The organism is Gilliamella sp. ESL0405, assembly GCF_019469205.1.
Classification (GTDB): domain Bacteria; phylum Pseudomonadota; class Gammaproteobacteria; order Enterobacterales; family Orbaceae; genus Gilliamella.
On sequence record NZ_CP048265.1, the window covers coordinates 1286458 to 1305696 of the forward strand.

Here is a 19239-nt window from a genome sequence, read left to right on the forward strand (position 1 = left end):
GAGATAAAAGGGAGTGGGGGAATGGACAGGCAAATCGATTTACTTAAGCTACTTTTTAATGAATCGGCATTTAAACCCGCAATCTATTTTAGCGCAAAATTATCAATTTCAACCAAAACCATTTATGCAGATGTTGAAAAGCTAAATCAGCAGTTAGCAAAAGCCTTTAATACTGAAATTTTTATTGAAAAATCACCACGCAAAGGGCTTATTTTAGTCGGTAAAAAACAGCCAATTGAACCAATAATCTGTTACCTTGAGCAACACAATACCCATGGGTATTTTAATAAAAAAGCTCGCCGGTTAACGCCTGAGTATCGACGGTTGGATATTGTAAAACGTTGCTGTTTAAATCATGAAACCCTCTCGCTTGAGCAGTTATCGAATGATTATATCGTCAGTAAAACTTCGTTACATAAAGATATCGAGTCTATTAATCGCTTACTAGAACAAGAAGGGGTAACCATTAAAGTGACCCACAAGCGCATTATTGTTCAAGGTAAAGAGAGCCAAATACAGCGAGCTATCAAATATTTTCTCTCCGGCTATGTTAATAAACAAGACAGTGTTTATATCAATCAGTTGATGATGTCACTATTTGGCGATAAGTCCTTTGAGCAAATTAGCCAGATACTACTTAACCACGATGAATCGTTAGTTCAACAAACATCAGAATACTATCTATCCTCTTTGCTTATTGCGATAACCATTTTATTAAAAAGGCTTAAATTAGGTTTTACCATTGATGAGCAAGAAGATTTCTTATTTAACCACATCCGCTATATGCAATCTTATTTGATTGCAGTTGATCTGACTAAACAGTTCGAAACGACTTTTGCCGTTAAGTTTGCAACCAATGATATCAAATATCTAAGTAAACTCTTTTTTGCGCACCGTATTTTTGATGAATCACTCAAAGTTGATAACAGCTTTTATGAACAAACCGTTAGGCAAATTATCAAAAAAATTAGCGATATTGAGGGGGTTGATCTGAGCAAGGATAGCAAATTATTTCACTCATTGTTATCTCACTTTCCACCCATGATCACCCGTATGCAAAGACAGATCAGAGTAAATAACCCATTGCTAAATGAGATAAAACAAGAGTACTCAACGCTATTTAGTGTGCTTTGGTATGCGTTATCGGACTTAGAGCGCAAATTTGATATTCGCCTTAATGATCATGAAATATCTTTTTTATTGATCCATTTTCAAATTGCCTTAGACAAAGCCGCTGACGCTAACAATATTGTGATTATCTGCCAATATGGTTGCGCTTCGTCTAATTTAGTGCTGAGCAAAGTGCGTAAATTATTGCCGTCAAAGGATAATATCGAAGTTTTTTCCGTGTCAAAGTTAGCCTCGACCGATTTAACCAATGTCGATTTAATTATTACTACGCTCGATATTCATAATGTTAATAAACCGATAGTGAAAATATCATCACTATTAAATACTCATGATTATCAAAAGATAATGCAAGCTTATGCGGATTATGTGCTTAATCGCCCCAACAATTTTGCCGATCAGACAGGTCACTATCCCGCAATAGCAAAATTTATTATGCCGGATTTAATACAACTTCAAGTTGATATTCATCACAAAAGCGATTGCCTTAATCAATTAATCACCCTGCTTGAAGATAACGGCTATGTCACAGATCGTTATCGGCAATCAGTACTCCAGCGTGAACAGATTGGCGATACCTCTATTGAAAAGGGTATTGCTTTACCCCATGGCTCCCCGATGTTTGTTTGCCGTTCGAGCATCGCAATTATGACCTTAAGTAAACCAATTAAGTGGGGAATGATCGATATAAGCGTCATTATTATGGTCAGCCTTTGCGAGCAAAATATTAGTAATATCAATGATGTTTTTACTGAGATTTATCAGATTGTGTCAAATAAAGCGGCGATATCGAGGCTAAAAAATATCACGAATTTTAAACAACTAAAACAATTTTTGGATAATCAAAGAGGAATGAAAGATGTACTTTGATAAACAGTTATGCCTATTTGATATTGAGGCAACAAATCAGCAAGAGATCTTAACTACCATGGCACAAATGTTATACGTGCACGGCATGGTAAAACAGGATTTTTTAGCCGGAATTTTACAAAGAGAGCAACAATACCCTACCGGATTATTGGTTAACTCAACTGGTTTTGCTCTGCCGCATACCGATTCATCAAAAGTTAATCAATCGCAAATCTGTTTTGCATCATTAAAACACCCGATTATGTTTTCAGCCATGACAAATGAGCAGGAGAAAGTTGCCGTCAAATTTATTTTTATGCTGGCAATGAAACAACCCCATGAACAAGTTGAAAACTTACAGAACTTAATCGCTTTATTCCAAAATGAACAACAAATAGCCCGCTTAACAACATGTCATTGCGTTAACGAATTTATCGCTATTTTAGATCAAGCAGGCGTGAACTAATGCGCCTTTACTTTTATTCAAGGAGGTACAAATGGAGAGTGTAACTAGCATTTTTCAATGGTTAATTAATCTTGGTGGGGTAGTTTTTTTACCTATCATTATTTTTGTCATTGGTCTTTTTTTTCGGGTCAGTTTTTCCAAAGCGTTAATGTCGGGCATCACGGTCGGTATTGGTATTGTTGGATTAGGTTTAGTGATTTCATTATTGTCAGATACCTTAGGGATCGCCATTCAAAAAATGGGTGAACAATATGGCACATCATTAAGCATAATGGATATTGGCTGTGGTGTTGGCGGACCATTGGCGTTTTCAACCACACTGGGATTATTACTTATACCGGCCTCACTTGTGATCAATTTCTTATTTATATCCTTAGGCTGGACACGGACATTAAATGTTGATATCTGGAACTTCTGGTTTGCTATTTTCTTAGGGTTGGTTGCTTATGCGGTCACAGGTGAGTATTGGATCGGGATAATCGGCGCTGTTACTGCGGTGATGTTGCAATGGTTGTTAGCTGATTTACTGCAAAAACCGATTAGCTCGTTTTTTGGTTATCCCGGCATTGCAATCACCCATTTAATGGCATTATCCGGCGCAATTGTCGCCATTCCACTCAATTGGTTATTTGACCGCATCCCTGGATTAAATCAGCTCAATGCCGATTCAGAAACGTTAACCAAAAAATTTGGTATTTTTGGTGATACGGTTGTAATTGGGTTAATCATCGGCTTAGTCGTCGGTATATTGGCAGGCTATGATGTCCCTAAAATTGGTCAATTAGGGATCTCAACGGCAGCCATTATGAAAATCATGCCCAAAATGGTTGCCATGTTTATGGAAGGCTTACTACCGGTTGCCGATGCCGCTCGTGAATTTACCCGAAAAAAACTCAATGGAAAACAGGTTAACATCGGTATGGACGCCGCATTAACAGTCGGTCATCCTGCCGTTATGGCAACCGCTTTAATTATGGTGCCGGTCTCATTACTGCTGGCGTTAATTTTACCGGGCAACAAAGTATTACCCTTTGGTGATTTAGCTTTTTACGCTTTTGGCATCTGCCTAATGGTCCCTTTTTTCAAAGGCAATATTGTCCGTTCAATTTTGGGCGGAACAATCTATTTAGTGATATGCCTGTATATGTCAACTTGGTTAGCGCCGATTATTACCGACGTTTTTCATTTAGCTAATTACGATGTGGGTATGGCTGGCACCGTTAGCGTTATCTTATGTGGATTATGGCCAGTTACCTTATTTGTACTGTTACTAAATTATTTGGGTTATTTAGGATTAATAGGCTTAGCGCTTGTGATCTTATGTCTACTTATCTATATCAACAAAATCAAAAAAATTGAAATGTATTAAAAGGAAAACAAACGATGAAAAAACTATTAATAATGTGCGGAGCAGGGCATGCCACATCAACGATAGCAGTCAGTAAGGTAAACAAGTGGTTGGCGGATGAAAACCGCTTAAATGATGTCACTATTTATCAATCCAAAATTGCCGATGAACTTAACAAAATTGACGCTTATGATGTCGTTGTCAGCACAACCATTGTTCCTGAGTCGATAAAAGATAAAGTGCTAAATGGGTTACCTCTATTAACTGGTGTCGGGCTAGATGAGTTTTTTGCAGAGTTAAGCAAACGTTTAGCGGTTTAGCACTATTTATCAGATTAATTCCCTCGTTAATATTACTCTGTTTTGGTTAACTCAACTTGCGGCATATAACGCAGAGTGATTAAAAACGGGGGAGGAGAGAGCAGAGCGTCAAAAATGAAAATCTATCATCATACTTTAACGATCAGTACAGTAGCTGGTCGGCACTCTTATCATGATATTAGTGATGCACTCGATCAGTTTATGCAACACGCTAATATCCAAAACGGGCAATTAACCATTGCCACAACGCACACCACTTGTTCTTTATTTTTTGAAGAGTCAATGCATGACACCAACTTTTATGGGGACGAGCTTTTACAAGTAGACATTAATAATATTTTAGAAAAAATAGTGCCCAAAATGACCAGTGAAAACCAGTATAACAGCCCGGGACCAAAACATATTGCGTTTGGTTTAAGTTTAAATAACCCCCATTATCCTGCCGAAAAATGGGTAATGCTAAATACCGATGCCCATATAAAATCCTCATTATTTGGTAGCTGTTCACTGGTTATTATCGTCAAAAATGGCAAGCCGTTACTTGGCTCACTTGGACGAATTTACTTTGTCGATTGGGATACGTTGCGAGCAAGGCAACGGACAGTAAATTTTATGCTTATGGGGCTTTAAATAAGGAGTCATTATGTTGTTGTCACCCTCATTATTTAATTCCGATCTCTATCTGATTAAAGACACCTTATCCACCTTACAAAGCTGTGGGATAAGTGATGTGCATATAGATATTATGGATAATCACTATGTGCCAAACTTAGGTTTTAATAGCGAATTTATAGCAAGTTTAAAAAAACATACTCACTTTAAGGTCGATTGTCATTTGATGATTGAAAAACCGGAACTATCGATTATGGATTTTATTGCCGTTAAACCTGATATTTTGACCTTTCATTTGGAATCAACTGTTCACCACGCTTTTGTAATCGACAAAATTATCAGTTATGGGATTAAAGTTGGTATTGCGATCAATCCGTCAACACCGGTCGCCGCACTAAAACTGTTATTGCCGATTGTTGATCGTGTATTAGTGATGAGCGTTAATCCGGGACAAAAGGGAGAGCGTTTTTTACCCTTCACGCTGGCGAAAATGGCTCAATTGCAATCGGAAAAGATTAAGCATAATTACCATTACGATATTCAAGTCGACGGTAATATTACCGATGCAAATTTATCAGACTGTTTACAAGCCGGTGCGACAAACATTGTATCCGGTGGCTTTATTTTCAAAAACAATGATATCCAAAACAATATTGCTAAGTTAACCGCAATCATGGCACAAGGATAAAATATGCAAATTAAAACCATACTTAACAATATATTAGATGAAATTACTGCACAGATTGATCATATTGAGCAAAATCAGTTAAATCAATTTTGTGATGCTATTATTGCTGCCAATCACATTTTTTTAGCCGGAACGGGGCGATCGGGTCTAATAATTAGTGCTTTTGCCAATCGCTTAATGCATTTAGGATTGTCAGTAAGTGTGATTAACGAAATCAGTAAGCCCAAAGCCAATGGGGATGATGTGCTGATACTGGGTTCCCATTCCGGTGAAACCGCAAGTTTAATTGCTTATGCCAAACAGGCGCAAAAGCTGGGAGTGAAAGTCATTATTCTAACCGGCAATGCCGACTCAACATTGGCGAAGCTGGCCGATAGCTGTGTGACTGTCAAGATTGAATTATCCCATTTTACACAACCCATGGGCAGTACTTTTGAACAACTAGCATTACTGATTTATGATAGCGTGATTTATCGATTAATGGGGCAGTTACATCAATCGCCTGAACTGATGAAGTCAAGGCATGCCAATATTGAATAATGTCACATAATAAAAACATATCAAATAGTGTATTAGTCAGTATTTGATATGTTTTATACTGAAACATATACATTTTCTGAAAGTTTTTGACAAGAAATATTGGTGTTTATGCAAGGTAAGGGGATAGATTCTTAATCGGTTTACCATATTAAAAAAGCTTTATAATCAAATACATACATTTTCTGAAAGTTCTTGACGAGAAAATATTGGTGTTTATGCAAGGTATTTGAATAGATTCTTAATCGGTTTACCATATTAAAAAAGCTTTATACTCAAACATATACATTTTCTGAAAGTTTTTGACAAGAAATATTGGTGTTTATACAAGGTACTGGGATAGATTCTTAATAGGTCTACTATATAAAAAGCTTTATACTTAAACATATACATTTTCTGAAAGTTTTTGACAAGAAGCTATGAGTGTTTATGTCTGGTACTGAAATAGATTCTTAATCGGTCTGCTATATAAAAAAGCTTTATACTTAAACATATACATTTTCTGAAAGTTTTTGACAAGAAGCTATGAGTGTTTATGTCTGGTACTGAAATAGATTCTTAATCGGTTTACTATATAAAAAAGCTTTATACTTAAACATATACATTTTCTGAAACTTCTTGTCAAAAAACGGTTACATTTTATCTTTTAATAACCGGGCTATTTGGGCAATATCATCCGGCGTTGTTTGACAGCAGCCACCGATCAATTTGGCACCCAATTCTATCCAGCGGGGTAATTGATTGCTAAAAGTGCAATTATGGCTATGGTTTGCATGCCATTGTTTAGTTGTTGGATCATACTGTTCACCCGAATTAGGGTAGATAATTAATGGTTTTTGAGTCAGTGTGCTTAATACTTCAAGGGCAGGGGTGACTTTTTCCAGCGCAATACAGTTAATACCAATACTGACAATTTGATCACAACCATTTAAAAATTCGATAACCTCAGTTAATGGGGTGCCGTCACTGAGATGATGTTCATCTTTTAACGTTAGAGAAAACCAACAGCTAATCGCCGGAAAATTAGTGATAAGTTTGGCTAAAGCTTTAATTTCAGCAAATGAAGGCAGTGTTTCACATGCCAACATATCAACCTGCGCTTCAATTAAGGCGGTTATTCGCTCAATATGAAAATCAATAAAAGCCGCTTCGCTAAGTTGATAATCGCCAGTATATTCGGAACCATTTGCCAAATAGGCACCATAAGGGCCGACAGAGCCGGCGATAATGAGTGGTTTATTGAGCCCCGTTTCATTTAAATAGCGTTGTTTTGCTTGTTTAGCAAGCTCAACGCTTTTTTTAATTAAGGCAGTGGATGTTGTTAAATCAATACCTTTTAGTGCAAAGCCTTGCGGTGAAGCTTGATAACTGGCTGTAATGGCACAATCGGCGCCGGCTTTAAAGTAATCATAATGGACTTGGCTGATAAGTTCCGGTTGTTCAATGAGCACTTTGGCTGACCAAAGGCTATCATTAAGATCGCATCCTCGGCGTTGTAGCTCACTTGCTAAAGCGCCGTCGATGATAATATATTTTTTCTGTTTTAATAGTTGGTCAATTAGGTTATTACATTTCATTTTTAACTGCTCGTTTTTGATAGACTTGAGTAAAATGGTGCGCAATAAAGCAGAAAATGACAAAAGGAATACCACAATATAACGCGATGCGCTGATTCGGATCGAACGCTAATCCGACACAAGCAACTAAACAAAGTATAAAGCCCAAAATGGGAACGAATGGATAAAATGGTGCTTTATATTTTAACGATTTAACTTGAGCATCAGTGAGTTGCTTCCTAAAAAAGTAATGAGAAGCGCAGATACTCAGCCAAACAGCAACGACCGCAAATCCAGAGATCGCCGTTAGCGCAACAAATACCGTGTCGGGCGCAATCACACTGGAAAAGAGTGCTAATAATCCCCCTAACATACTGACTATAATTGCCATAGTTGGAATACCGTTGCCAGTGAGTCGGCTAAAACACTTAGGTAAAGTCCCTTGATTTGACAGAGACCATAACATTCGACCAGAGGCATAAAGTCCCGAATTAGCGGCGGATAAAATAGCGGTGATAATAACAAAGTTATAGATATCTGCGGCATAAGGTAAACCAATATTTTCAAATACCTCAACAAAAGGGCTTTTTATTACTCCTGCTTGATTCATCGGGAGTAAAGCGGCCAGCACAAAAATGGTGCCAACAAAGAAAATTATCAGTCGTAAAATCGTTGTTTTTATCGCTAATGGAATCGTTTTTTCCGGATGATGTGTCTCACCGGCGGCAATGCCAATAAGTTCTGTTCCAGAAAAAGCAAAGTTAACGGTGACCATTGTCATAATAATTGGGGTGATACCGTTAGGGAACCAACCATTTTCAGTAATATGATGTAAAAATGGGGCTGGCATGTTGTTCTTCATTGGAATAAAACCAAAGATTGCAGCGCTACCTGCGATAATAAAAACAATAATGGTGATAACTTTAATGATTGAAAACCAAAATTCACTTTCGGCAAAAAATTGTGAGCTAATAATATTTAACGTAAATATAACGATACAAAAAATTAAGCACCAGATCCATACCGAAACCTGCGGGAACCAATATTGCATACATAAGCCGGCAGCAGTCAGACTCGAGCCTAGCGCAACTGTCCAAGTGAGCCAATAAAGCCAAGCAACTGTATATCCCGTAGCGGGACTGATAAAGCGTGAAGCGTAAGTATGAAAAGCACCCGTTTCAGGCATGGCAACGGCAAGTTCACCTAAACATAACATGACTAAATAGACCACTAAAGCGCCAATTAAATAAGCAATAATTGCCCCTATTGCGCCGGCAGTGGCAATGATATAACCCGTATTAAAAAAGAGTCCTGTACCAATGACCCCACCTAGTGACAGCATTATCAGATGCCTTGTCTTCATGGTCCGTTTAAATTGATTTTGATCTAACGACGAAGGTTGAGTATTCATAGGGATGTTTCAATGTTGATAAATTAAAAATAATATTCCACTAGCTAAGCTAGTGGAATTGACGAGTGAATAAATTGAGGTACGGCGTTTAATGGAGTCATTGACTCGTTAATGCTTCTAATTCTTCTTTAGTAAATGTTTTACCATTCAACTTATACTCTTGATCTTTTATAATTGATATATTACTTGAAATACCATTGTCATCAACTTTAAACATAGGATTATCAGCGAAAGCCATTTTAGCCATAGTTGCTACCTGCATTCGGTTCATATCAACTTTATTTTGTGATATTTTCTCATCATTAGGCGATTCTATTTGTGTTTTCACTAATGCTATTACACTGAAAGGGATTTCAAGTTGTCCTTTAACTGTATCCCAATTTAGTATGTTATTAATATCTAGATCTTCTTCATCCACTTCATCAGCTGCTTTAAATAAGCCACTTATTTTTGCAACACCTGCTTCATTGTGCAAACTAATCTCATTGACAGTAATTTCTGAACCAATGGCAGTAGAATAACGATTTCTATCAAATTCTTTAGATAGATTTTTAACACTGAAGTCAAAAGTAAGATCACCTAAGTTTTGTTTTCCATATGTTGAAGAACCTACTTTCAATAACAATGAGCCATTGACTCTTTCCTTATCATCAATTTGTGTTTTTTGCTTGAATTGTAAATCACTGATAGAAAAGTTTGCGATTTGTCCCATCGTTAATGGACGCGGATCGACTTCAATTTTATCAATACTTGCTGTTATATCTTGTTGCATTTCAAGAAAGTTTAACGTACCTTTTTGAGTTATATTATGGATTTTCAGTAAAGGGATGCTATTAAATGCAGTGAGTTTTACGTCATCAACTTTAAATTCATATAGAAAATCTTGATGGTTTTCTCCTTGCTGTAGAGATAAATTCCAACCGTCGATTTTAATGTTATTTTTACCATTACTGTCACTAATGGTGACATCCAGGTCATCTAACTTTGTATTGACTTGCAAATCAGATAAATCAGAATTACCTTTAACCGTTATTTCACCGCTACTAAATGCCAGTGAGTTTCCACTAGGGATTGCTGGAATGACATCTGAAGATAGATTGATTGCGCTAGAGACCAATTGTAATGTTAAAAATTCGCCATAAGTAATACCCAAATGACCTTTGTAAAAAGGCTTATTACCAGCAATCTTCCAAACTTCTGGCGATGTTTGTTCAGTAGGTTCAAATTCTACCCAAGCCATTTGAGGTAAAAAAGTACCTTTGCTTAACGCAGCAACAGGGAAAGGTCCATGATGAATCGTGATATTATCATCATATAATTTAACGCTACTGCCATCATCTAATGACGTTAGCATTACATTCATATGCATCTTAGTTGAAAAGAGGCCTTTTTCCGGTTGATTATGGGTGATAACGACATTGAACATTTCTTGAGAGTTGTTGAAATTTTTCGTGATTTCAGCAATGTAGTTGTCGAAGTTATTTTCAATTACATTTCCTGTATACCATGATGTGCCGACATATCCAATGCCTAATACTGCAATAATACCAATAGCTAGTGTACTTTTTTTCATGTCAAATCTCTTTCATTTATAAAATTGTAAATTATTGTTCTTGTTTCTTAGCAAAATCCAAAATCAACGAACAAATTTATAACGCATTCAATTTGTTAAAGCTGATCGTTGGCAATTCTAAACGATTTAAGCCTATGAAGCGATAACTTTTTAAACCTTTGACAATGGGTTAGCCCTATTACTTTTACATTTTTATCGTTATAGAGAGGTGAATAGTGCGATCGGAAAATAATTGAGTAGGGGGGAGATTATTGGCTGTATAGGGGTATTTTTTACCATTTTTGCTGATTTTCAGCGATATTACGCCAATAATATTGGCGCAATAGGTTAAGGATGACTGTTTTTTTAATCATACACATTTGATTCGAAAAATTGTAAAAACTCTTCTTTTGATATGAAATGATTATTTAGCCTTATTTTATCTTTATTGCCATGAATTTCAATATCGCTATAAATGCCCGGGTTACTTCCTTGTTTGATATCGACAATCGGACTATCTTCAAGCTCATGTAACAGTGAGTCTATTATTTTGTTTGTCTCAAATAATTGTTCATCAGTGACATCACTCGAATCAGGATTTGACACTTGAGCAACAAAGCGATCTAAAACGGCAAATGGTGCTTCAAGTTTGATTTTTGTTAGAACAGTATCGTTTAAAAACGTCTTGATGCTCCCCAGACTTAATTGTTTAATTTTGAAAGAAAAATTTAAATCCCCTGCATCGGAATGAAAATTGAATATATTCAATGCAATGTTCGGATTGTTAGGGACACTAGCATGATTAGATTCAATAGCTCCAAGTCCTAATGAAACAAGTTTCCTGACAAACAAATCATTCGAATCTGAAAAATCGATATCGAATATCAATTTACCGAGGTGTTGTTGTCCATAATTGATTGACTCAATTTTCATTTGCAGGGAACCATTTGGCAGTTGATTATCGTTAGCTGCGCGGTAAATTTGCTTCAGGTCGATATTAGATAACACTAAATCCGGCTCCTCCTCAGATAACGAGACTAATTTATCCAAAGTGTTATGTATCTCTATATCCTTAGTTATGCCATTAACACGGCCTTTGGCTTTAAAATTTTCTAATTTCAAAATATCATAAAGCTCAACATCTACGGATAATGCATCTAGAGGAAATTCAGTAAGATCACGTTGAAATAGCTTGCCAATATTTATCTCAAAATCCTGTAAACCCAGACCATTAGGCGAGGAGAGAGAAGCTTCAAACTGAGAAATTGATAGTTTGTTTTCATTGTTGGCATAAATGCTGAAATTATCACTTTTTATGTTACCACCCATATCATGACCATGATTTTTGCTAAATAAATTGATGCTACTTTCACCATATTCTATTGTTACATCAGGGCTAAGTGACGGGATTTCATTATGTGTTAGTTCTCCCCCTTTGGTGATTAAATTAATCTGGTTATTGCTGTTATAGTCGATAGTTATATAACCAGTAAGTGGAGGCTGATTACCCGCTTTCTTCCAAAGATCAGGGTTCTTTTTTTCGGACATTTGATATTCAATCAAAGCGAGTTGAGGGGTAAAATTACCTTTAGCTAAGGCGGCAAGTGGAAAAGGTCCGTGGTGAATAGTTATATCATCTTCAAATAGGGTAAGTTGATCATCATCGCTAGCCTCCGATTGGTATTTAGGTTTTTGAGATAGCGTCACTTTTAAGTGAAATTTGCTCGAAAACAGATTTTTTTCGTAATCACTCTTAATCAGGTTAAATCTAACCGAACGTTTATTGCTGTTAAGATGCTTTGTAATAGCGGTTATCTGCTCATCGATATTATCTTCAATAAGGTTTCCCGAGTACCAAGTTGAGCCAACATAAGCTATGCCTAATACAGCAACTATCCCAATCGCGACTGATGCCTTCTTCATTATCATAATTCCTTATTTGTTGTTAAATTTCATTATGAATTTTCACGGTGCTTTGCAAAATCACTTAGTAAATTATTAATATAATCAATACGTTGATTTTGTTGTAACTCTTTTTGTTGTAATTTTAATCGATTTGTTCCTTCGAGACGATAGTTTTTAGGCTCTTTTTGAATTAGTTCAATTAAATAATCGACCGAAACTTGGTTATTATTACCAAATTCTATATAACCACCTTTATCGCTAAATTCAATTTTTGTGATACCTAATTGGTTGGCATAATAACGGATTTTGGTTGTGGCTAATAAAAACACTGTTGCATCGGGTAATTGACCAAAGCGATCACGCATTTCAACTTGAATGTCGGTTAACTCATCAAGATTTTCAATACTCGCAATTCGCTTGTAGAGTGACAAACGGGTATTGACATCGGGGATGAAATCATCAGGAATTAAGGTTGGCAATCTTAACTCTACTTCAGTCTGTTGGCTATTAAGCAAGGATTCAAGCGTCGGCTCTTTGCCTTCTTTTAGGGATTTGACCGCATCTTCAAGCAATTCAATGTAAAGGTTAAAACCGATAGTTTCGATTTGCCCGCTTTGATCGCTACCCAGTAGTTCACCAGCGCCACGAATTTCAAGATCATGGGTGGCAAGTGCAAAACCGGCGCCTAAATCTTCTAAGGTGGCAATAGCATCAAGGCGTTTTTTTGCATCTTTAGTCAGTAATTTAGGGTGAGGCGTTAATAAATAAGCGTAAGCTTGATGATAAGAGCGCCCAACACGACCTCGTAATTGATGCAATTGTGCTAAACCAAATTTATCGGCACGGTCAATAATTATTGTATTGGCATTGGGAATATCAATACCGGTTTCGACAATGGTTGTACAAACCAGTATGTTAAAACGTTGATGATGAAAATCATTCATCACCCGCTCTAAATCCCGTTCATGCATTTGGCCATGACCAATGGTAATTCGAGCTTCCGGTACCAGTTGTGCCAGTTTTTCACTTACGCTTTCAATGTCTGATATATCATTATGTAAATAGTAGATCTGACCACCACGTAAAATTTCACGTAATATCGCTTCACGAATCACTAAATCATCGTATTCCCGAACAAATGTTTTCACAGCGAGTCGACGTGCTGGTGGCGTTGCGATGATTGACAAATCACGCATACCACTCATTGCCATATTAAGCGTACGTGGAATAGGGGTGGCCGTTAGCGTTAAAATATCGATATTGGCACGCATGGCTTTAATTCGTTCTTTTTGCCGAACACCAAAACGGTGCTCTTCATCGACAATAAGTAATCCAAGATCTTTCCATTTCACATCTTCTTGCAGTAATTTATGAGTGCCAATAACAATATCGACTTTACCTTCGCCTAACGCTTTAATAATTGCTTGTTGTTGTTTGGCGGTTTTGAAGCGAGATAAGCTTTCAATTCGAATTGGCCAATTAGCAAAACGGTCACAAAAACTCTCATAATGTTGCTCAGCAAGTAGGGTAGTTGGGACTAGTACTGCTGCTTGTTTTTGGTTTATCACCGCTAAAAATGCGGCTCGAATAGCCACTTCGGTTTTACCAAAGCCAACATCGCCACACACTAAGCGATCCATGGCATATGGTGAACACATATCGCCAATAACGGCACCAATGGCATTTTGCTGATCTTCCGTTTCTTGATAGGGAAATGCACTGCAAAATAGTTCATACTGTTCACGGTCTTGTTTAAATTCAAATCCGGGTTTGCTCTCCCGCTCAGCATAAATATCCAGCAATTCGGCGGCAACATCCCGAACTTTTTCGGCGGCTTTTTGTCTGGCTTTACTCCATGCATCGGTGCCCAGTTTGTTTAGTGGGGCATTTTCTTCATCACCACCTGAGTAGCGGCTAATTAAATTTAATGAAGATACCGGAACATAAAGCTTAGTGTCATTTGCATAAAGTAAGATAAGGTATTCGGCACTAATGCCACCGGTTTCTAACGTGGTGAGTCCGGCATATCGTCCAACCCCATGCTCAATATGCACAACCGGTTTACCGGGCGTTAATTCGGCTAAACTTCGAATCAAGCTATCAGTATTAATCGCTTGTTTATGCTCTTTTTTACGACGGATAATCCGCCGACCTAATAACTCGTTTTCGGTAATAAAGGCATAGTTTTGTTGTTCATCAATAAAGCCTTGCTCGCTGGCGCCAATCATCAAACAAAATCGGTTTTCAGTCTGGTTTAATTCAGTGAGTTGATCGATTGTTGTTGGGTGAATCCGAATACGACCAAGCACTTCTTGCAACGCCTCTTTGCGGCCTTGCGACTCGACCGAAAAGACAATTTTACCGTTAAAATCGTCAATAAATTGTTGAAAGTGTAAATAAGGATCTTTCTGTTGCATCGCAATGGCAATATCGGGCAAAGTGCGATAAGGCAGATTGATACTTTTCGCCGATTGTTTAAAGGCGGTATGAGAAACCACAATGCGGGGATAATTTTTTAAATAAGCAAATATTTCGTCGGTTTTAGACCAAATCGTCGTTGGCGCTAATAACGGCCGCATAGGATCGACACGGCGGCTTTCATATCGTTGCAAAATATCTTGCCAATACTTATTGGCGAATTGTTCAATGTTTGCCGTATTGATAATCAACGTATTATCTAAAAAATAGGAAAATAGTGGTGTTAACGGCTCACTAAAAAACAGTGCTTGCCAATACTCAATGCCGGTGGGCAAAATATTTTTACTCACTTGCTGATAGATGCTTTCTGGCTCAAGTCTGACTTCAAATTGTTCACGCCACTGGCTGCGAAATAGCTCAATAGCCGATTTATCAAAAGGAAACTCGTGAGCCGGAAGTAATTGTATTTCGGTTATTTCATCTTGCGTGCGCTGTGTTTCGACATCAAAGGTTCGAATGCTATCAATTTCATCATCAAAAAAGTCAATCCGATACGGATTATCACTCCCCATAGGGAAAATATCAAACAGGGCGCCACGGGTTGCATATTCGCCGTGTTCCATAACCTGGCTGACAGATCGATAACCGGCATTTTCCAGCTGTAAACGTAGATTTTCACGGCTAATACTTAAGCCTTTTTTCATCATAAAGACATGCCCGCCTAAATAGCTTTGTGGGCAGACTTTTTGCATTAAGGTATTAATCGGTAAGATGAGTGCACCTTTAGTCAAATGTCCTAAATGATAAAGACACGATAAACGTTCCGATACAATATCTTGATGCGGTGAAAAACTGTCATAAGGTAAGGTTTCCCAATCGGGAAAGAATATTGACGGAAAGCGAGAAAACTGTTTCAGCTCCTCATTAATTCGGGTAGTTTGTTGCATATCATCGGTAATAATCACAACTAAGCCATTATGCGCTTCAATTACTTGCGCACACAGTTGAGATAATGATGAGCCAACAAGTTCACCCACTTGCTTGATATCACCGGATTTTTTAGGAATGATTGTCGAAATATTCATTATATTAGGCATGATAAGGTTAATTGATATCGTTGCGATAGTTATCGCAGGATTATAACGTAATTACGTGGTTGTTTTCTATATCTGTTTAATCCTGTATGATAAGCACTTTACATTCAACTCGTTAAGCTTTATCACAAAGTTTCAGGTATTGTATACGTTTATGTCAAAAATATTTCGCCCATTAGTGTTTTTTATTGGCTTGCGTTATGTCTACGGTCAAAAGACCGACGGCTTTGGCAGGTTTGTATCATGGCTGTCGATGATCGGCATTATGCTAGGTTCTATCGGTCTGATTGTTGTATTATCGGTTATGAATGGCCTTGAAGAACAGATGCAAAACAGTATTTTAAAGTTTTTTCCGCAAGCGCAAATTACCACACAACAAGGTCGACTCGATCCGGTTGCCTTTCCTTCATCACAATTTGAAAAAATTCCCGGCGTTAACCGCATTACGCCCTTAGTCACCGGTGATGTGATTTTACAAAGTGAGCATAGCATCACGGTTAGTACCTTAATGGGGATTAATGCTGAAGATAACGATCCGATTACTCACTATATTTACATGGGCGAGATTTCCGCACTTAAAGCCGGACAATATAATGTGATTTTAGGACAGAGCTTAGCTAATCAACTAGGCGTGGGATTGGGTGATAAAATTCGCTTAATGGTGACTGACGCCAGCCAAATTACGCCAATCGGTCGTATTCCTTCACAGCGGTTATTTAATGTTGTTGGGCTGTTTGCCGTCAATCATGATATCAATCAAGCATTAATTTATGTTAATCAAACCGATGCCAAAAATTTATTACGTTATCGTGGCAACGACATTACCAGTTGGCGGCTGTTTTTAGATAAACCATTAGATATTGCTTCAGTGGTCAGCGCACCATTACCGGACGGATTAGTCTTTAATGATTGGCGAGCTAAGCGAGGCGAGCTATTTCAAGCGGTTAAAATGGAAAAAAATGTTATGGGGTTACTCATTAGCTTAATTGTTATTGTGGCGGCATTTAATATTATCACCTCGCTGAGCTTGTTAGTTATGGAAAAACAAGGCGAAGTTGCCATTTTGAAAACGCAAGGGCTGTCACGATTAAAAATCATGCTCATTTTTATTATTCAAGGTGCGACATCGGGCATCATTGGTACCTTGTTAGGCAGTACGATAGGATTGTTGATTGCGCTTTATCTCAATGAAATCATGCAAGTTTTAGGCTTATCGTTCGCCGGTATTTTGTTGCCGTCTTTGATTGAACCGACACAAATTATATTAATTATTTTTGGATTGCTTATGTTATCGTTAATTTCAACTATTTATCCTGCCTACCGTGCCGCTAATATTCAACCTGCCGAGGCTTTACGTTATGAATAATTCAGAAAAACTACTGTCAGCTAAAAATCTGTGTAAAACCTATCAAGAAGGCAAAATGGTGACAGAGGTGTTAAAAGATGTCACGTTTGATATCTATCCAAAATCATTAATGGCAATTATTGGTAGTTCCGGCTCAGGTAAAAGTACCTTGTTGCATCTGCTTGGCGGATTAGATCAACCGACATCGGGTGAAATTTTGTTTAAGTCGCAACAACTTAATCGGTTATCCGAGCAGGAAAAGGCGCAACTGCGTAATCAACAAATTGGATTTGTTTATCAATTTCATCACCTTTTACCTGATTTTACGGCGCTGGAAAATGTCGCTATGCCGCTTCTAATTGGCGGAGTAAAACCAAACGAAGCCAAACAACGGGCTATGGCGATGCTTGAATCGGTTAATTTAGTTAAACGAGCCAATCATCGCCCGTCTGAGCTCTCTGGCGGTGAGCGTCAGCGAGTGGCAATTGGGCGCGCGTTAATTAATAATCCGGCTTTAGTTATGGCTGATGAGCCAACCGGTAATCTCGATAAATCAACAGCCGATGCGATTTTTGATCTGCTTATCAAGTTAAACCGTGAACATGGTACCGCCTTTTTAGTGGTCACCCATGATTTAGCATTAGCAAACAAACTTGATAAACAGTTAATTATGAGTGACGGGCGATTAACTGAAAGCAGTGCAGCCAACACAAGTTTAATGGGTAATTAATATGATTTTATCTCTCTTTACCGCCATTAGATTTCGCCGAGGGCGCCGTAAAAGTGGCATGGTGTCGTTAATTTCAATTGTTTCAACCTTCAGTATTGCTATAGGTATAGCGGCGCTAATTATTGGTTTGAGTGCCATGAATGGCTTTGAGCGTGAACTGCATAATCGGGTTTTATCGGTCGTGCCGCACGGTCAATTATATCCGGAAATCGGTAACTTAGATAATTGGCGAGATATCCAACAAGAGCTAAAAGATAATAGCCCAAACATAGTTTCAAGCGCTCCTTTTGTCAGTTTTACCGGTTTGGTTGAAAACGGGAGTAAGCTGGGGGCGGTCGAGGTGCAAGGGGTTGATCCGGTGCAAGAGCAACAAATCAGCGCTTTACCTAATTATGTTTTAAATGATAAATGGTCATCGTTTAAGGCAGACCAGCAACAAATTATCCTTGGATCTGGGTTAGCCAAAAGTTTAGCGGTGAGCGAAGGAGATTGGGTATCGTTATTAATTCCGGTATCAAGCGAACCGAATCAGCTTAAATCCCCGAGAAGGGTACGTTTACAAGTGCAAGGTATTTTAGAATTAAGTGGTAGTTTAAGTAATAATATCGCTTTAGTGCCGTTGAGTGATGCGCAAAATCTGCTGGATATGGGTGACAGTGTCACGGGTTTAATGATCAATGTGAATAATCTTTATCAAGCCAATCAGATCATCGGCCTGGCGGCATTAAATCTTAACGAAAATATGACCTTCAACAGTTGGGAAAACAGTTTCGGTTTTATGTATCGTGATATCCAAATGATCAGGCAAATTATGTATCTGGCAATGATTGTCGTGATTGGCGTTGCCTGTTTTAATATTGTCTCAACCTTAGTTATTGCGGTAAAAGATAAACAACGAGATATTGCGATTTTAAAAACCCTCGGTGCAACCAACCGCCTAATTAGACATATCTTTATTTGGTATGGGGTTATCTCAGGCTTGATCGGCAGTATCATTGGGGTGATTTTAGGGGTGCTAATGTCATGGCAACTTTCAAACATAATGAAAGGGGTTGAGTCATTAATGGGGCATAAAATTTTGAACAGTAATATCTACTTTATCGATTTTTTACCGTCCGAAATTCATTTTCTTGATGTGTTAATTGTCTTTATCACCGCGATGCTGTTAAGTTTGATTGCCAGTTATTATCCAGCCCGACGAGCGTGTAAAATCGATCCGGCACGTATTTTAAATAGCTTTTAATCGTCTGATTGATTTTAAAAAAAGGCGTTATTATTGA

The 19239-nt window shown here is 37.8% G+C and carries 15 protein-coding genes; 10 read left to right on the top strand and 5 right to left on the bottom strand.

Annotated features, from left to right (window positions below):
* The first annotated feature begins 21 nt into the window (after positions 1-21).
* The 7 genes from GYM74_RS05665 (at position 22) to hxlB (ending at position 5951) form a co-directional block, all read left to right on the top strand.
* Entirely contained in the window at positions 22-1998 is a 1977-nt protein-coding gene (locus GYM74_RS05665; protein ID WP_220219513.1) for a transcription antiterminator, read from the top strand.
* A complete protein-coding gene (locus GYM74_RS05670) occupies positions 1988-2443 on the top strand; it encodes a PTS sugar transporter subunit IIA (protein WP_220219514.1) in 456 nt (151 codons plus the stop codon). Before GYM74_RS05665 ends, GYM74_RS05670 begins: the two co-directional genes overlap by 11 nt.
* A 31-nt stretch (positions 2444-2474) precedes the next feature.
* Complete coding sequence (locus GYM74_RS05675) at positions 2475-3812, top strand: PTS galactitol transporter subunit IIC (protein WP_220219515.1); 1338 nt, start codon at positions 2475-2477, stop codon at positions 3810-3812.
* Positions 3813-3826: 14 nt separating this feature from the next.
* Positions 3827-4111, top strand: a complete 285-nt coding sequence (locus GYM74_RS05680; RefSeq protein ID WP_220219516.1) for a PTS sugar transporter subunit IIB — start codon at positions 3827-3829, stop codon at positions 4109-4111.
* Positions 4112-4225: 114 nt separating this feature from the next.
* Positions 4226-4741: a YjbQ family protein gene (locus tag GYM74_RS05685; protein ID WP_220219517.1), complete on the top strand. Its 516-nt coding sequence runs from the start codon at positions 4226-4228 to the stop codon at positions 4739-4741.
* A 13-nt stretch (positions 4742-4754) separates the two neighbouring features.
* Positions 4755-5411 (top strand): ribulose-phosphate 3-epimerase, encoded by a 657-nt coding sequence (locus GYM74_RS05690; protein WP_220219518.1) that lies wholly within the window; start codon positions 4755-4757, stop codon positions 5409-5411.
* Positions 5412-5414: 3 nt separating this feature from the next.
* Positions 5415-5951 carry a 6-phospho-3-hexuloisomerase gene (gene hxlB, locus GYM74_RS05695; protein WP_220219519.1) on the top strand — a complete coding sequence of 179 codons (537 nt, stop codon included), beginning with the start codon at positions 5415-5417 and terminating at the stop codon, positions 5949-5951.
* Positions 5952-6580: 629 nt separating this feature from the next.
* Here the strand turns inward: hxlB and mmuM are convergent.
* The 5 genes from mmuM to mfd form a co-directional block, all read right to left on the bottom strand.
* The gene (gene mmuM, locus GYM74_RS05700; RefSeq protein ID WP_220219520.1) at positions 6581-7525 is read right to left on the bottom strand and encodes a homocysteine S-methyltransferase; all 945 of its coding nucleotides are present in this window, start codon (positions 7523-7525) and stop codon (positions 6581-6583) included.
* The gene (gene mmuP, locus GYM74_RS05705) at positions 7515-8915 is read right to left on the bottom strand and encodes an S-methylmethionine permease (RefSeq protein ID WP_220219521.1); all 1401 of its coding nucleotides are present in this window, start codon (positions 8913-8915) and stop codon (positions 7515-7517) included. Before mmuP ends, mmuM begins: the two co-directional genes overlap by 11 nt.
* 97 nt (positions 8916-9012) lie before the next feature.
* Positions 9013-10488 (bottom strand): YdgA family protein, encoded by a 1476-nt coding sequence (locus GYM74_RS05710; RefSeq protein ID WP_220219522.1) that lies wholly within the window; start codon positions 10486-10488, stop codon positions 9013-9015.
* Between the two features lie 345 nt (positions 10489-10833).
* On the bottom strand, positions 10834-12390 hold the full coding sequence (locus GYM74_RS05715) for a DUF945 family protein (protein ID WP_220219523.1): 1557 nt from the start codon (positions 12388-12390) through the stop codon (positions 10834-10836).
* A gap of 32 nt (positions 12391-12422) precedes the next feature.
* Complete coding sequence (gene mfd / locus GYM74_RS05720) at positions 12423-15887, bottom strand: transcription-repair coupling factor (RefSeq protein WP_220219524.1); 3465 nt, start codon at positions 15885-15887, stop codon at positions 12423-12425.
* A 160-nt stretch (positions 15888-16047) separates the two neighbouring features.
* Here mfd and lolC point away from each other — a divergent pair, with 160 nt between their 5' ends.
* The 3 genes from lolC to lolE are packed head-to-tail and all read left to right on the top strand — an operon-like array spanning position 16048 to position 19202.
* Entirely contained in the window at positions 16048-17250 is a 1203-nt protein-coding gene (lolC, locus tag GYM74_RS05725; RefSeq protein WP_366518661.1) for a lipoprotein-releasing ABC transporter permease subunit LolC, read from the top strand.
* Complete coding sequence (gene lolD, locus GYM74_RS05730; protein WP_220219526.1) at positions 17243-17959, top strand: lipoprotein-releasing ABC transporter ATP-binding protein LolD; 717 nt, start codon at positions 17243-17245, stop codon at positions 17957-17959. Before lolC ends, lolD begins: the two co-directional genes overlap by 8 nt.
* Position 17960: 1 nt before the next feature.
* Positions 17961-19202 carry a lipoprotein-releasing ABC transporter permease subunit LolE gene (gene lolE / locus GYM74_RS05735; protein ID WP_220219527.1) on the top strand — a complete coding sequence of 414 codons (1242 nt, stop codon included), beginning with the start codon at positions 17961-17963 and terminating at the stop codon, positions 19200-19202.
* Positions 19203-19239 lie beyond the last annotated feature (37 nt).

Excerpts from the sequence above, each read along its gene's own strand:
- GYM74_RS05675 (WP_220219515.1), top strand. The coding sequence starts at position 2,475 with ATGGAGAGTGTAACTAGCATTTTTCAATGGTTAATTAATCTTGGTGGG.
- GYM74_RS05710 (WP_220219522.1), bottom strand. The coding sequence starts at position 10,488 with ATGAAAAAAAGTACACTAGCTATTGGTATTATTGCAGTATTAGGCATT.
- GYM74_RS05715 (WP_220219523.1), bottom strand. The coding sequence starts at position 12,390 with ATGAAGAAGGCATCAGTCGCGATTGGGATAGTTGCTGTATTAGGCATA.
- GYM74_RS05690 (WP_220219518.1), top strand. The coding sequence starts at position 4,755 with ATGTTGTTGTCACCCTCATTATTTAATTCCGATCTCTATCTGATTAAA.
- GYM74_RS05670 (WP_220219514.1), top strand. The coding sequence starts at position 1,988 with ATGTACTTTGATAAACAGTTATGCCTATTTGATATTGAGGCAACAAAT.
- GYM74_RS05665 (WP_220219513.1), top strand. The coding sequence starts at position 22 with ATGGACAGGCAAATCGATTTACTTAAGCTACTTTTTAATGAATCGGCA.
- mmuP (WP_220219521.1), bottom strand. The coding sequence starts at position 8,915 with ATGAATACTCAACCTTCGTCGTTAGATCAAAATCAATTTAAACGGACC.
- lolD (WP_220219526.1), top strand. The coding sequence starts at position 17,243 with ATGAATAATTCAGAAAAACTACTGTCAGCTAAAAATCTGTGTAAAACC.
- mmuM (WP_220219520.1), bottom strand. The coding sequence starts at position 7,525 with ATGAAATGTAATAACCTAATTGACCAACTATTAAAACAGAAAAAATAT.
- hxlB (WP_220219519.1), top strand. The coding sequence starts at position 5,415 with ATGCAAATTAAAACCATACTTAACAATATATTAGATGAAATTACTGCA.
- mfd (WP_220219524.1), bottom strand. The coding sequence starts at position 15,887 with ATGCCTAATATAATGAATATTTCGACAATCATTCCTAAAAAATCCGGT.
- GYM74_RS05685 (WP_220219517.1), top strand. The coding sequence starts at position 4,226 with ATGAAAATCTATCATCATACTTTAACGATCAGTACAGTAGCTGGTCGG.
- lolE (WP_220219527.1), top strand. The coding sequence starts at position 17,961 with ATGATTTTATCTCTCTTTACCGCCATTAGATTTCGCCGAGGGCGCCGT.
- GYM74_RS05680 (WP_220219516.1), top strand. The coding sequence starts at position 3,827 with ATGAAAAAACTATTAATAATGTGCGGAGCAGGGCATGCCACATCAACG.